Here is a 14,747-nt window from a genome sequence, read left to right on the forward strand (position 1 = left end):
GCATTAAAACACTCCTGCCTTAAATCTTGTGTCACAAGTGGCGCTGTTCCCTCTTGGGCTAAGCTTTCCTGGATAGCTTTTTGGGTGCAGGTGTATTGGATGTAGCCTATCGATGGGCCTGTACAGTTACATTAGTGGCTATTCACTTTTCTTGGCTCGATAAAAAGTAAATAAGCTGCAATTGGTGTATCGCCAATGATTTACACAGATCCATAGGCCCCCTAGATATGGAAATCCAAACACAGTCTCCAGCGCTACCCGCTGTGCTTGTGGTTTTCATCCAAATTATTTCCTCCACTCCCGCCAATGCCCAGGTTTATGTTGAAGCCGATCAATTGATGAAGGTGATCGAAGCGCAGCAGCGCCAACTCGAGGCACAGGAAGCGCAAATCCGACAGCAAAAGGCTGATCTAGAGGCTTTGCGGCAACAGGTGGAGGAGCTGCGCAGGGCGAGGCCCCCAGAAAATTCCCCGGCTGCGCCAGTTCCGGCAGTACCAATGCCGTCAGTTCCTCCATCGAGAGAATACAGTGAGCCTGTGGATGGCGTTGCGCTCGATGATTTGCGCGATCAATTAGAGCTCATACGCAAAGATATCCCGCCTGGCTCCCTACCGCCCCCTCGGGCCAGGGGAGACCCAAAGCATCCGGAACAGACGGATATCGAAGAAATCATTTCCAGTGTACCGACCGACTGGCCGGGGTCTATCCCTGTGCTCGGCAGTCGCACTCGAATAAAAATTAATGGCTTCGCCGAACTGGATGCTAACTATGACACCGGCGCCATTGTCAGCCCGGCTGAGTTCACGACCAGTGCTATTGTCACCAGCAATAGAACTGCAGCGGAGGGTGAGGATGGTCAGACCAATGTTTCCGTTCAGGTATCGAGATTGGTGCTCAAGTCAAGAACGCCCTGGGGCGGCCGTTTAATCGAAAATGAATTTTCTATGGATTTCCTGCGGGATCCGACAGTCAGTGAGCCTCTGCTGCGTCTGCGCAAAGCATACGGCCAGGTCAGCGATATTTTGCTGGGCGGAGATTTACGGCTGGGCCTCGACTGGTCCACGTTCAGTAATTTAACCGCCTCACCAAACACCCTGGATTACGAAGGCCCCAACTCACTGTTAGCGCTCATGCGCCCAGTTGCACGTTGGAGCCGTAAATATGATCCAACTCTCACCCTGCAAGTCTCCCTGGATGCGCCAACTGATCGGGTTTTTCAGAATGCACTGGAAGTGTCTCGCTGGCCGGACTTTGTGGTAGCGGTTATTTCCCAAACAGACCGCATTAACTTTCAGGGCAGTTTTATCCTGCGGGACCTGCGTGGCAGTGGGGAGCCACAGTCTGCCGTTTCGGATACCGGATGGGGTATCAATTTAAGTGGCGTGATTGATATGCCCGGTAGGCTTGCGCCGGATTTTGCCTCCTACTCCTTTAGCTATGGCTATGGCTATGGAAGCCTTCTGGATGATGAGCCCCCCGACGCGAGCTATGACTTCGTCAATAATCGGTTGGAGGCAATTCCAACTCTGGGTTGGTATCTGGCTTATCAACACTGGTGGAGTCCGTGCCTCTATACCGTGGCAACCTATGGGCTGGTGCATCAGGACAATCTGGACTTCCAGCCGGGCTCCTCATTTTATCAAACCCAATACAGCAGTATTAATCTGACCTGGACCCCGACGCCGCATTGGCTGTTTGGCGTTGAGGCCCTTTATGGAACCAGGGAGGACAAAGATGGAGCCTATGGTTCAGTCTGGCGGACCCAGTTCACCAGCCGCATCTCGTTCTAGTGGTTTCAAATGTGCGATATCAATAATGTTGCGCTTTATTTTGCTATGCGGTTTTTTAACCTCCTGTAATTCACCGAGAACAGTGGTGACTGACACTTGGCATTCGCCGCTGGTTGCAGAGCGCTCGCTGGGAAAAACTTTGGTCCTGGCCTTTACCTTGGTTCCTCGCCCAATAGTTGGCATCTATGTGGAGAGTATTTGGGTGGAGCAGTTGGGCCGCTACGGCGTGAATGCCCTCTCATGGAGTGATGTTGCGGCCGATGGCAAGGTTCCCACGATGGGGGAGCTGGCTGATGTCCTGGCCGAATATCAATTTGACACGCTATTGGTGACACAGTTGATCAGCTTTAAACAACTGAACAGGAATGTTTCCAACTCTCAAGTGGCCATTGTCGAAACCCGTTTATATTTTGCGCCATCGGAAGAGGTGTATTGGTCCCTGGAATCTGAAAGTTTCCTGGCGAACTATATGATGGGGGAAATTCGCCGTCCTAGGGAGGGAGATGCCCTGGAATATGTGGAAACAGTTATTCAACAAATGATGAAGGATGGTGTTTTCTAGGCGCTGATGCCATCGTTTCATGGAGTTGGTCACCACAAACCATTTCCTACTGCGGGGTAGGTGAAGTTAAAACATAATTTGTTCAGCTATTCTGGTGAGAAGAGCCGTACGGAAGAGTGTGCTGAGCACCTGATGTGGTTTATGTGTACGGTGAATTTTTTGTGGCGGGTAATCTGATAGGAATGCCTGCTGAATCCTAAGGTCGGTAGGCATTGCAATGGATTGGAATACCGTGGCCCCTGTCAGGTTTGTGCAATACTGGGTTCGCTACTGGGGATGTATTGAGCACCGATCCTTCTGGTTAGTATTCCTTCTTTTCGCATTTCTTTTTCTTTTTTTGATTCCCTCTTCAAGCTCTGCCACTGAAAGTTTTCTGATGCCTTTGGGGCCCGTTGCCCATGAACAGAAAACCCATTTTTTCTGGGCGACAGCACTTACCATGGTAGCGGTGCTGCCCGTGTTTATTCTGGTGCCAGTCATTCTCTTTAAATATCGCCGTAAGAAGGGAAAAGGTATTTATGCGCCCAAGTGGGAATCTTACGGCCCTTTGGAAGTCGTCATGTGGGGTGTTCCCTTTATGGTGATTTTTGTTCTCTCTTTTATGCTTTGGCGCGCAACCATTGCTCTGGACCCCTATGAGGAAATAGAAGGCGTATTTCCTCCTGTCCAAGTGCAAGTGGTGGGACTGGACTGGAAGTGGTTGTTTATCTACCCAGACTTAAAAATTGCCACAGTGGGTGAACTGGTTGTTCCTGTACACACCCCGGTCTCCATGATTTTAACCAGCGATACCGTGATGCAGTCTTTTTGGATTGCGGCGTTAGCGGGGCAGATCTATGTGATGCCGGGCATGACCACACGACTCAATTTTATTGCGACTAAGAATGGTAAAACCCAGGGTGAAAACACCCAATATACCGGCAAGGGATTTACTGAGCAGAAATTTGATGTATTGATTAAGAGTGAAGAGGATTTTCAGGCCTGGGTGGCACAGGTCCGGGCTAGGGGGATTGAGCTGGATGCTCAGACCTATAATCGCCTGGCTGAAAGAAGTACCCGCAAAGAGATGCAAAAGCAGTTGGCCACGCCTCAAATGCCCAGCAATGCCCTCTATTTTACCATTGCCGATCCCGAGCTGTTTCAAAGCATTGTTATGCGATATCACTCGGGCAAGCCCCTTAGTATGGAAGAGCAACCCGGCACGGTGAAGTTTGGTCAGGGTGAGGATAAAACAGAGGGTGCGCAGCCATGAATATTACCGACTATGGCTGGCTGGGAAAGCTGGGCTGGGATTCTATCGTTTTTAGCAAGCTGTTTACCGATTTTTCGGTAAGTGAAGTGGTGGCCAGTACTGCTGGTGCCATTGTTGTTTTTGCCACCATCGCCATCCTCGCTCTACTGACCTGGTTTCGCGTATGGGGCACTTTATGGTCTGAATGGCTGACCAGCACAGACCATAAAAGAATTGGCATCATGTACATAGTCTTTGCGCTGGTGATGATGACCAGAGGACTGCTGGAAGGCATGGTGATGCGGGCACAGCAGGCTGCTGCCCCAGATGGTTTTCTCTACGCAGATCACTTCGCTCAGCTATTTAGCACCCACGGCACTATTATGATTTTCTTTGTTGCCGTGCCTTTTGTTGTGGGTCTGGTCAACTTTGTAATGCCATTACAGATTGGTGCCCGCGATGTTGCCTTCCCAGTACTTAACCAGATTAGTCTGGCGGTCACCGTGTCTTCTGGGATTCTGTTGATGGTCTCATTGGTGGTGGGAGAATTCTCTACTGGAGGCTGGTCTGCCTACCCGCCTTATACGGGGGCGGACTTTAATCCCGGCGTGGGACCAGACTACTGGGTGTGGGCGATTGTATTTTCCGGGGCCGGTACCACCCTTACGGGGATTAACTTTACCGTCACCATTTTAAAATGCCGTGCTGCGGGCATGAAATTTTTCCGTATGCCCATGTTTTGCTGGACGGTATTGTGTTCCTCCATCCTGATGATTTTTGCTATGCCGCCACTCAGTGTTGCGGCGTTAATGCTCGGTTTCGACCGCTATTTGGATTTTCACTTTTTCACCAATGATCTCGGTGGCAATATGATGAACTATGCCAATTTATTTTGGCTGTTCGGACACCCGGAGGTCTATTTGTTGGTACTGCCGGCCTACGGTATTTTTTCTGAGGTGTTCTCCACTTACTCCGCCAAGCGCCTATATGGCTACAAGTCATTGGTAATTGCCACCATGTCTATTGCCGTATTGAGCTTTACCGTGTGGCTTCATCACTTCTTTACCATGGGGCAGAGTCCCACCATCAATATTGTATTTGGTATCGCCACCATGCTGATCGCGGTGCCAACCGGGGTCAAAGTCTACGATTGGATGGCGACGATGTATCGCGGGCGAATTCGTTTTACCACTCCAATGATTTACGCCATCGGATTTTTGATTTTATTCGTGATCGGTGGATTGTCTGGAGTGATTCTGGCGAACCCCACGGTAGATTTCCAAGTACACAATACCCTGTTTTTGGTGGCGCACTTCCATAATGTGCTAATTCCAGGAGTGCTATTTGGTTTGCTGGCCGGATATAACTACTGGTTCCCCAAGGCGTTTGGTTTTCGCCTGGATGAGCGCTTGGGTAAGTGGTCGGCATATCTTTGGGTAGCCGGGTTTATGCTCACTTTCTTTCCCCTTTATGGTGCAGGATTACTGGGGATGCCAAGGCGCTCATTCAGCTATATGGATCTGACTTTCAAGCCCTACATGGTGGTGGCTTTTATCGGGGCCATGGTGGTGTTATGCGCATTGATCAGCCTGGTATTGCAGTTGCTGGTCAGTTTACGGGATCGCAAGAAAAATCGTGTTCCTGTGGGGGACCCTTGGGATGGGCGCTCTCTGGAATGGTCGATCCCAGCCCCTGCACCTTCCTACAATTTTGCGGAACTGCCGAGGGTAACGGACCGGGATGAATTTAATGAGGCTAAGGAGCAGGGGCGTGCTTATTTACCGCCAAAAGTCTATCGGGATATAGAGATGCCCAAGAATAACCCTTTGGGATTTATTCTATGCGCTCTGAGCGGCATCCTGATGTTTGCATTGGTCTGGTACATGTGGTGGTTGGCCCTGATTTCTGTTCTGGCCATTATCATTGTGGTGATCGCCTCTACCTTCCGCTGGGACAGTGAGCAAATTATTCCGGCGAGCCAGGTACAGCAGGATACGGAGAAATGGCTGACGCTAGTGAAAAATACCGAACCGGTGGGCAGGGATCTGGAAAATACTCCGCAAAACCATGGCTACGCTAAGTTGGAGCATTAGTTACCGATGAACGGGAATTCATCAGCGCTAAATAAGGGGATGAGAGAGAGCCCTGGAGCCATTCATAAAGACCCGGATATGGTGATCTTTGGATTCTGGGTTTTTATGATGAGCGACCTGATTTTTTTCGGGGTCGTTTTCGCTATCTATATCACCATGATTGGTGCGACCGCAGGCGGCCCTGGTCCCAGAGAGCTATTTGATTTCGGCAGTCTTTTTGCGCAGACCATGTTTCTACTCACCAGCAGTCTCACTGTGGGGATAGCCACTATCACCATGAAGCACCAGCGCAGCCAGGGCAGTTTCCTGTTTTGGGTGGTGGTGACTTTACTGTTGGGGCTGGGCTTCTTAACTCTTGAGTTGCTCGATTTCTCTGAAATGGCAGCCAAGGGAGGGACGCCCCAGCGCAGCGGATATCTATCAGCCTTCTTTGGTTTGGTGCCCCTACATGGTTTACATGTCAGCTTTGGCTGCCTGTGGATGCTGGTCATGATCGCACAGGTACTTACAGTGGGCATGACTGATTTGGTGAAGTTGCGCTTTTTACGGTTGGCGCTGTTCTGGCATTTCCTGGATTTGATTTGGATTGGGATTTTCTCAGTAGTTTATTTTGGTGGCTGGGTCTATGGCTGAAAAATCCGGTTTTTCCGCACATTTGCGCACCTATCTTACCGGGTATGTGCTGTCGGTTGTGTTTACGTTGGCTGCATTCTGGGCGGTACTGGCTCTGGGTAAGGAATACAAGAGTGTACTTATATTGGTAGGTTTGCTTGGGGTAGCCCAATTGGCGGTACAGCTCAAATGCTTCTTGAATGTTACAACGCAAAAGGAAGGGCGGGATAACCTGGCTCTGATCCTTTTTTCAACGCTGATTTTACTGATTATTGTCTTGGGGACTGCCTGGATAATGGGGAACCTGGCAATGAGAATGCATACCACAATGTGACGGGTCCCTAAGCTCAGATAATCACTTTGCTTTTAAGGCTGGTTGTGGCTTTTTCCAGGGATTGCAGTACTTTGACCTTGTCGTAGTTGCGAATCTTATCCAGGTCTAGGTGCATAGAAAAGCCTGGGGCGTGCTCCTCCAGGTAACTCTGCTGTCCGCCGAGATTCTTGCGCAAGTCGGTGACTTGGTAGACTTTAACCGGGGTGCTGATGCCCTTCACCGTAATATGCCCTTTGTCTCGGCACATAACAGTGTGCTTGATCATTGCCCAGGTCTCATGGCTAATCAGGATTTCCCCCGGCTGTGCCGCGCCTTCCAGGCGGGAAGCCAGGTTCACGTGGGTGCCCATTACTGTGTAAGACTGGTAGTTGGCTGTGCCGAAGATACCCACAGTGCAATAGCCAGTGTTAATGCCCATGCGCACCTGCAAAGGGCGTGAGATCCCTTTGTTGTACCACTCCTGCTTCATTTCCCGCACCCGCTTGCGCATCGCCAAAGCCATAGCCACACAGCGCAGGGCGTCGGATTTGGGGCCCTTACTTTCATCATCCCCAAAGACCACCATCACCGCATCGCCGATAAATTTGTCGATGGTGCCCCCATACTGGCCTGCGATTCGGGCCATCTCCGAGAGGTAGTTGTTGAGTAGGAGGGTAAAGGTTTCCGCTTCGAGCTCTTCGGTCAACTGGCTGAAATCTTTGATATCGGAAAAGAACACCGTAAGCAGCTTGCGCTGGGTAGTCAGTGCTTCTTCATCGCCGGTGGTTACGGAGCGCCACAGGCGTTGTGGCAAATACTTGGAGAGTTTGTAAGAGCGCACCTTGCTTACGCGCTGCTCTGTTGCCAGGGTGTGGTTGGCTTCCTTGAGCTTGCCAATCTGGCGGTGAGTAAAAAAGGCATAGGCACAGAGGTAGACCAGGATACCAATCAGGCTCATGGTGCTTATGGTGAGGTCGGCGTTAATCAATAATGCCGGCCTGTGCATCAGGTAACCCAGTACCACGCCGACTAAAAGGCCGGTGTTGTGCTCAAACCACTGGCGCCCCCCCCCCAGGGAAAGCGCATTGAGTTGAACCATCGTAATGAATAACAGAGATGGCAGCATGCTGAAATTAGCCAGGGCAACGGCAATGCCTACCAATACGGTATCGGAAAATCTCAGGATGCGACGGGTTTTATAAGCCTTCTTATCGCGGGATCTGTAGAGTATGAATTGAGCAAAAGTGCAATAAACCAGCATAAAAGCCGCTGCACCAACATTGAGCAGTTTGTCCGGTTGCCAAGAAGATGACCACTCGATTGCAGTTACCAGGGTTCCCGCAGCCGCAAAAAGAATTAGGCAGCGAAAATAAGTCGAGTAATGCGGGCTGATATTTCGCCCTTTGTTCCCCTCAAGCTGGTCCTGCATTTGTGGTTATCTTTTTGTCCGTTAAGCAGTAATAAACAAACCGCAGGCAGGCCACAGATTGGTCCCGGAAAGTTCTGGGAGCGAGTGGTTGCGCAGTGATTTACTGGGCGAAGTGTACTCCTACAAAAGCCAGATTGCTAAAAAACCGATGCCTGTACAGGGTTTTTATGTGGGGCGTACGTATGCGCTGCGCAGATGGGTTAGGGTACACTCAGCGCTCAGTCAGTAAATGGAGAGAACGATGGATGCCCTGACCGCCCTGCATAATAGAGTTTCAACGGGCAAGCTGGTCGAGCCTGCACCCAATGAGCAGCAGCGGCAAAATATCTTTCGCGCAGCACTGCGTGCAGCGGATCACGCCTGCCTACGCCCCTGGCGGTTTCTAATGGTAGAGGGCCAAGAGCGCGAGCGCCTTGGGGAAATATTTCTAAAAGCGGCTGAGCAGTCTGAAGGTGTTCCTCTAACTGAAGCTCAGCGTCAACGCACCTTGGTGATGCCCCTGCGCGCCCCCTTGATTATTGTGGCAATTACACGGTTACAGGAACACCCCAAGGTTCCCCATCTGGAGCAACATATGTCTACAGCAGGGGCGGTGCAGGCAATGCTCACAGCCGCTTATGCCGAGGGGGTGGGTGTTTACTGGCGCACCGGACCATTAGCCAATAATCCCCAGGTTGCCCAAGGTTTGGGTTTGGCTGAAAATGAACGTATTGATGGGTTTATCTACTGTGGAACCCCCGATAAAGCGGCACGCCAGGCACCGGATTTACAAGTGGATGATTTTTTTTCACAGTGGAAAGCAAATTAGTACTTGCACAACCGGAAACATTTGGGTAAAGTGCGCGCTCTCTCGATGAGACAGCAGCTATCTTCCTGATTTTCTTGAAGATTTTGCTAAAGAGAGAGCTCCTCTGAAAAGAGGATTACCCTCGCGGAGGGTGACAATTTGGTGAGGTGTCCGAGTGGCCGAAGGAGCACGCCTGGAAAGTGTGTATGTCGAAAGGCATCGAGGGTTCGAATCCCTCCCTCACCGCCATATTTTAAAGCCCGGCTGATGCCGGGCTTTTTCGTTTCAAGAATCTTCAGTTCCCTGTCAGGCCTCCGCTTTGCTCTTTAACAGGCAATTATTCAATGATGGCCGTAGATAGAGAGCAGCTCGGCTTCGACCTAGCATTATGTTCTGCTATTAAATCTTGATTTCCTGGCTTTTGCAGCCCACGGCTCATGGGTCTATTTGTCGCTGATGAGGATAGCTGCCCTCTTTAATCATTCGGTAAATGCTGTTGCGCTTATAACCTGTAGGTCCTTCGACTTTATGTTTGCGATGTATGCTGCGAGATTTTCTAGATATTAAGGTTGATGCCATTGCATATCCCTCACGATAGTAATTTTTCATTGATCACACCACAAATAAATGTAATTCCCTCTACATATTGCGCATTGGGGCAGCAAGCGAAGGTGCCAAGTATTTGGGTAATTGTTGTTCTCGTGGTATATCAATCGCTGACATGCTAGGCAATGTAGGTTGGCAAGTAATAAAGGTAGAGCACATGGAAAAGTAATAGAAACCGCTCCACGAGTTACGCCGGAAGATAGCACTGAACGTTCATATAGAGGCTGAAAGGGTTTATCTGGTAGAGATCCACAAATCAAAAAAGGTCCCGCTTATACAGTCCGCCTAAGAGCTTAAGCTAGTTCTCTTAGTGGCAGGCCAGGAGCAAGAAGTCGGTGCCCATCCTGAATACTTCCACGCTGGAAGGCCTGTGATATGCAACTGATATAGCGTTCAAACTCTACACCCGCACTGCAGTGATAATCCAGAAGCAGCAGTTTTTTGTTATCACCCTGGCGATTAAAGAATAGCCGGGGAATCACCAAGTTTGTATAGAGGTATTGTCGGACTTAAAGATGGCAGTTGTGGGGATTTAGCTGCTTTCCCTGAAGTTGGGAGGTAAGGTCAAAGGACTAAAACTTATATTTGGGGTACAATGGATTGTCTATTATTAGAGTCTGGTTCGCCCTTCTCTGGCTTGGTTCTTGAATCAATAGTATGCATTATCATTCCTGCTGGCATTTCAGAGAACCAGTTGGCGATCCTGTATGATTTGGATTTGTATAAGTTTTCGGATATATGCCAGTTATTCTCTTCCATTTTCCAAGCTAGAGCGGCAATAAGCAGTTTTCCTTCAATACCAAGTTTTGAGCCATAACCAGACACTACATACTCGGAGTTTTCGAGATCTAACTCTATGCTGTAGTTCGCGCTAACAACCCTGATGGTTATGTTAAGAAAGTCTGGGTTACTCTGAGATTTTTCCGTAATAAATCTTACTGATTGACTATCAACAGATAAATCTGCCTGTATGGATGCGTTAGATTCTTCTACTTGAAACTGCGCTCTATTTGTGAGTTGAACTAAGTCTGAGCGAGAAATATTTTCATTGGCTATTGAACGTTCGGATACGGATTTAAGCGAATTATAATTCGAATCCTCTAATACGTTATCCATGCTTTTATTGGCGGATGTATTACTTGAAGAAAATAAGTTAACTATTAATGCAAAAATTATCGGGTAGACCCTCATTGGTCCTCTCCATTTTTTGATTAGGCGGCGATGTAAAATTTAATGTGAGGCGAAGTTAATATGTCAAGCGGTAAACCTATGCTGGCAGTTAAATAAGCAATAAAAGTTAATGTGGTGCCATATTGGCAAGTAGAAAACCTTTGACTTTCTCTTTGGTAAGCGGTACATGAACCACATTGTTTAACTTGCTTTGACTGACTGGCATGATCCCCCCTCCATCAACTTCGGAGGGAAGCCCCATGAATCAGCAGCAGTGGCAAAGTCATGTCAGGCCCTACGAGAAAAGCTCTCAATCCAAGCGCGCCTATACTCGTAAGCACAGCCTAAACTACAGCCAGTTCCTCTACTGGTACCGCAAGCTATCCGAACAAACTTCGGTGTCTGATACCCCAGACTTTGTTCCCGTGGATATCAAGCCCTCTGTAGCCTCTGCGGGAAACCTGGGTATATTGGAGTTCCCAAATGGCATAAAGCTGGTGATCAATAGCCCGGTATTGTTGGCACAAATTCCTGGCCTTATGGACCTGTAAATACGATGTGGCTACCGTTTAACAGCAAAGTCTGGTTTTACCGTCAGCCGATCGATTTTCGCAAGCAGATTGATGGCATCGTACTCCTAGTGGCTGATACGTTACACAAAGATCCGACATCCAGTCATCTCTTTGTCTTTCGCAATAAAAAGGCAGATAAAATTCGTATGCTCTACTGGGAAGATAATGGATTCTGGCTCCTGTATAAGCGAAATGAACAGTCGAGGTTTATCTTTCCTGGCATTTCAAATGACGCAATAGAGTTATCGATTTCACAGCTACAGTGGCTGCTTTCCGGGTTGGATTTTACTCAGCAAGAAGAACCAGAAAAACTCTATTTTTCCCGCTTTTATTGATACGTATAGAGCCTGGGAAATAGTACCCCATGGTATAATCCACACATAAATTAACATCGGAAAACCCAATGGCTACCGATGATACGCTACAGTGCCAGGTTGAACAGCTTACATGTGAACTCAAACTCTCACTCCAACGGTGCGAGCAGTTTGAAAAGGCTTACAATCAGCTATTGTTTCAATTCAAACAACTGCAACGTTCTCTCTTTGGTCGGCGCTCTGAGCGATACGAAGACCCTGATGATCCCCAGGGATTGCTATTCGAAAGTTCAGAAGCTCGAGATGAAAGTTCCTTAGAGGAATATGATGCTGATGGCGACAAAGACCTGGACGATGTGGTTAGTATTGCGGCACACAAGCGTCATAAAAAAACAAAGAAGTCCTTTGCCGAACACTTACCAAGAATAGAGGTGGTAATTCCTGTCTCAGAGCAGGATAAAACCTGTGCATGTGGCTGCCAAAAGAATCTGGTTGATTACGAGCGCCATGAGCGCTTGAACTACATACCCCCCGTATATGAGGTGATTGTCGAGTTGAGGGAGAAGGTTGCCTGCCCCAAGGGCTGTGCAGACCAAATAGTTATAGCTCCCAAGCCAAAGCATATCCTACCCAAGGGTAAGTTTACCGAATCCGTTCTAGCCCACCTCATAGCCAGCAAGCTTGATGATCGACAGCCGTTCTATCACCTGGAAAAACAGTTTGAGACCCGTGCCGGCTTTAGCTTTCCACGTCAAACCATGGCTCGTACTGTTATCGATTGTGCTACGCCTCTACAACCACTGATCAATTTGCTAAAAGACGGCGTCATTGGCTACGATATTGGAGCTTTGGATGCCACATCATTGCAGGTTCTTAATGAACCTGGCCGGCCAGCAAGCCGAAAATCTTATGCCTACTGTTTCCGAGGTGGTCCTCCAGGAAAGGAAGCGATCCTCTATGAATATAATGCCGTTGATCACAAAGATTTTGTGAATGACTGGTTTGCCGGCTTTCGAGGCACGCTACATTGCGATGCTGATCCATTTTTTGAGTTGTTATTTGAACAGACAGCTGTAAACCCAAATCACTGCAATGCACATGCCCGGAGAAAATTTGAACCCATAGCGAGGGCGGCGCAAGGGGACGGGCTAGCAAAACGGGCAATGCAGTTTTATAAGAAGCTCTATCGGGTTGAGAGGAAAGCCAAAGAGAATCAGCTGACCATAAAGCAGCGACACAATTTGCGACAAGAGGAGTCCAGGCCGATTATGACTGCCTTTAAGTGCTGGCTGGATGAGCACTATCCGCAGGTGCTACCTAAATCCCCGCTGGGCAAGGCAATGAATTACTGCCTGAAGTATTGGAATGGGCTATGTGCATTCCTCAGCGATGGTCGCTTAGAAATCGACAACAATTTGACTGAACAGGAAATCAAACCCTTTGTCATGGCTCGAAAGAACTTCCTGTTTGCATCCTCGGTCAATGGCGCAAAAGCACTGTGCCTGCACTTCAGTTTGATTCGCACTGCTAAACACCACGGCCTTGACCCATACAAGTATTATGTGGAGGTGCTTAAGCAGATTCCTCACTGCCAATCCGTTGAGGATTATGAGGCACTGCTACCCTGGAATATCCAACTTGAGAAAGCTGGGATGGCCGCAGCCGCATGATATGGCGATGCTGCCCGCAAGAAGGCGGACGTCTGTTGAGTAGTCATATTTATCTGTTGATGGCGCAACCCTTTAAGCCTTCCATGACCAGGCATTCAGCGGTGCTATCCCAGTACTCTAAATACAACTCTCACCTACGACTTGGTAAGATCGCTTACGAAGTGGAGACTGTGCGTTACTACGATCAGGTGGACTCGTTGTCGGAACCTGTGCGGACCAGAGATAATTTACAACTTTATTCTGGAGCTCATTTAGAGTAATTACACTGCATTCGCCACTGCCGTTCATTGGGCATACTATAGGAAGATACTCGAAATCTGTTCGAACTCAAAGTGCAGCCAATTGAGAACCGCCTGGAAATCAATAAGCTGGTTGATGAACATATCCCCCATATTGAGGATCAAATGGGTCTGCAGGTACAACTTCGATAAAGTTTGAAGTAATTACGAAATCAATGTATCGACCTGGAAGCTGCAGGCAACTGTGAAGTCATGCGTGTGCTTAGCGATCTCGAATTCTGTGCTAAAACAGATTCCCAAGTTTGAAGGGTTAAATTTTCGGCAAGCTAATCTACTGAGATTCATGACTAAGATCTCTTATATTAAAATTCCCTAAGATGCTCCTGATTTTTTATAGGGAGGACGGTGATATTAAGCTAGTCATGAGGTGGAGTTAAGGGCAATAAGACCTTTCCAGTTAATCACAAATTTACCCAGCGAATAGATGAGCTTTTCTTTGATGATATCGATTTCTACAGGTTTAGAAGGTGCAAAGTTCTGCATACGTCTAGATGATGGAAATAAGCCCTTATCAATCAGATGCTGATAGCGCTTCAGAATGTTATCGCAATGAGGGAAGCTCAGCGTTACCGCCTAGCATAGGCTGCTGCTTCTCTTGCCCTTACCCTACATAGAGGCCGTATAGCCTTTTGTCGTCATTAGTAAGCGCTCGTGATCAATCTTTCCAGTTCGATCAAGTGCTGCTTTTTCAGCATCTTGAAGGTTTTTGCAGGGTAGAGCTTTTTCAAAGTGGGTTCAGATATCAAAAAATATTGAACGGCCCCTAGTAATTGGTAGATAAAGGCAAGCGGCTTTATATCTTGAAAGTGTCCCAGTTTCTGGTCCGCTTTCACCAGTCCTTCTAGATGATCGAGAACTGGTTTTAGAAACCACTGATGGGCGTGTTCAGAGCGCTCTTTATTATCTAACAGCTCTCGCATCAGAAGAAGAATAACGCGGTGGGTTCTTTTGTCGGGTGCTGCCAGTACGTTTAATAATTTCAACAGCTGTTCTCTGGGAGCTAGCTCATGCTCAATATTGGGGTCCAGGTTCTCAACCAGATAGGTAGCAGCGGATTCAAGTACCGCAGCATAGAGTTTTTCTTTGCTGGGGAAGTGGTGCAGCAGCCCTTGTTTGCTCATAGTCAGTTCTGCGGCGACATCATTGATGCTGGTTCCGTAAAAACCTCTCTCAGAAAAGAGAATTTCGGCCTTGAGCAGTAACTTTTCTCGTGTCTTCATTGAGCTTCAATATGGGCTGGGTTGACAGCTTGACACCTTACCGATTGGTAGGTAGCCTGTCAATAAACTTACCGGTTGG

At 48.3% G+C, this 14,747-nt stretch carries 14 protein-coding genes and 1 tRNA gene; 11 read left to right on the forward strand and 4 right to left on the reverse strand.

The features are described 5' to 3' along the window. Positions 1-227: 227 nt before the first annotated feature. From ACJJIB_RS08415 to cyoD, 6 genes are all read left to right on the forward strand, one after another. On the forward strand, positions 228-1,790 hold the full coding sequence (locus ACJJIB_RS08415; RefSeq protein WP_444888546.1) for a hypothetical protein: 1,563 nt from the start codon (positions 228-230) through the stop codon (positions 1,788-1,790). A gap of 85 nt (positions 1,791-1,875) precedes the next feature. Beyond that, a complete protein-coding gene (locus tag ACJJIB_RS08420; RefSeq protein WP_444888547.1) occupies positions 1,876-2,352 on the forward strand; it encodes a hypothetical protein in 477 nt (158 codons plus the stop codon). A gap of 217 nt (positions 2,353-2,569) precedes the next feature. Then, entirely contained in the window at positions 2,570-3,604 is a 1,035-nt protein-coding gene (locus tag ACJJIB_RS08425) for a ubiquinol oxidase subunit II (RefSeq protein ID WP_444888548.1), read from the forward strand. Beyond that, entirely contained in the window at positions 3,601-5,676 is a 2,076-nt protein-coding gene (locus ACJJIB_RS08430; protein WP_444888549.1) for a cbb3-type cytochrome c oxidase subunit I, read from the forward strand. Before ACJJIB_RS08425 ends, ACJJIB_RS08430 begins: the two co-directional genes overlap by 4 nt. Before the next feature lie 6 nt (positions 5,677-5,682). Further along, positions 5,683-6,309 carry a cytochrome c oxidase subunit 3 gene (locus ACJJIB_RS08435; protein WP_444888550.1) on the forward strand — a complete coding sequence of 209 codons (627 nt, stop codon included), beginning with the start codon at positions 5,683-5,685 and terminating at the stop codon, positions 6,307-6,309. After that, positions 6,302-6,622, forward strand: a complete 321-nt coding sequence (gene cyoD, locus ACJJIB_RS08440) for a cytochrome o ubiquinol oxidase subunit IV (RefSeq protein ID WP_252085298.1) — start codon at positions 6,302-6,304, stop codon at positions 6,620-6,622. The genes ACJJIB_RS08435 and cyoD overlap by 8 nt, the downstream gene beginning before the upstream one ends. A gap of 13 nt (positions 6,623-6,635) precedes the next feature. Here the strand turns inward: cyoD and ACJJIB_RS08445 are convergent, their stop codons facing one another. After that, a complete protein-coding gene (locus ACJJIB_RS08445; RefSeq protein ID WP_444888551.1) occupies positions 6,636-8,030 on the reverse strand; it encodes an adenylate/guanylate cyclase domain-containing protein in 1,395 nt (464 codons plus the stop codon). 241 nt (positions 8,031-8,271) lie between these two features. On the opposite strand from ACJJIB_RS08445, the gene ACJJIB_RS08450 reads away from it, so the two are divergent. After that, entirely contained in the window at positions 8,272-8,838 is a 567-nt protein-coding gene (locus ACJJIB_RS08450; RefSeq protein WP_444888552.1) for a nitroreductase family protein, read from the forward strand. Positions 8,839-8,978: 140 nt separating this feature from the next. Beyond that, positions 8,979-9,066 (forward strand) — tRNA-Ser (locus ACJJIB_RS08455). Between the two features lie 186 nt (positions 9,067-9,252). Here the strand turns inward: ACJJIB_RS08455 and ACJJIB_RS08460 are convergent. Both ACJJIB_RS08460 and ACJJIB_RS08465 read right to left on the reverse strand, forming a co-directional pair. Further along, positions 9,253-9,426, reverse strand: coding sequence for an AlpA family phage regulatory protein (locus tag ACJJIB_RS08460; protein ID WP_444888553.1), 174 nt, complete (start codon positions 9,424-9,426; stop codon positions 9,253-9,255). Between the two features lie 576 nt (positions 9,427-10,002). Beyond that, positions 10,003-10,614 (reverse strand): hypothetical protein, encoded by a 612-nt coding sequence (locus ACJJIB_RS08465; protein WP_444888554.1) that lies wholly within the window; start codon positions 10,612-10,614, stop codon positions 10,003-10,005. Positions 10,615-10,853: 239 nt separating this feature from the next. On the opposite strand from ACJJIB_RS08465, the gene tnpA reads away from it, so the two are divergent. The 3 genes from tnpA to tnpC all read left to right on the forward strand — a co-directional run bounded on the left by tnpA (position 10,854) and on the right by tnpC (position 13,149). Beyond that, entirely contained in the window at positions 10,854-11,144 is a 291-nt protein-coding gene (gene tnpA, locus ACJJIB_RS08470; RefSeq protein WP_444888555.1) for an IS66 family insertion sequence element accessory protein TnpA, read from the forward strand. A gap of 5 nt (positions 11,145-11,149) precedes the next feature. Further along, on the forward strand, positions 11,150-11,500 hold the full coding sequence (gene tnpB / locus ACJJIB_RS08475; protein ID WP_444885483.1) for an IS66 family insertion sequence element accessory protein TnpB: 351 nt from the start codon (positions 11,150-11,152) through the stop codon (positions 11,498-11,500). 68 nt (positions 11,501-11,568) lie between these two features. Then, on the forward strand, positions 11,569-13,149 hold the full coding sequence (gene tnpC / locus ACJJIB_RS08480; RefSeq protein ID WP_444888556.1) for an IS66 family transposase: 1,581 nt from the start codon (positions 11,569-11,571) through the stop codon (positions 13,147-13,149). Positions 13,150-14,086: 937 nt separating this feature from the next. Here the strand turns inward: tnpC and ACJJIB_RS08485 are convergent. Further along, the gene (locus ACJJIB_RS08485; protein ID WP_444885481.1) at positions 14,087-14,668 is read right to left on the reverse strand and encodes a TetR/AcrR family transcriptional regulator; all 582 of its coding nucleotides are present in this window, start codon (positions 14,666-14,668) and stop codon (positions 14,087-14,089) included. Positions 14,669-14,747: the final 79 nt, after the last annotated feature.

This window comes from Microbulbifer mixtoriginis (SeqCode) (genome assembly GCF_052467705.1).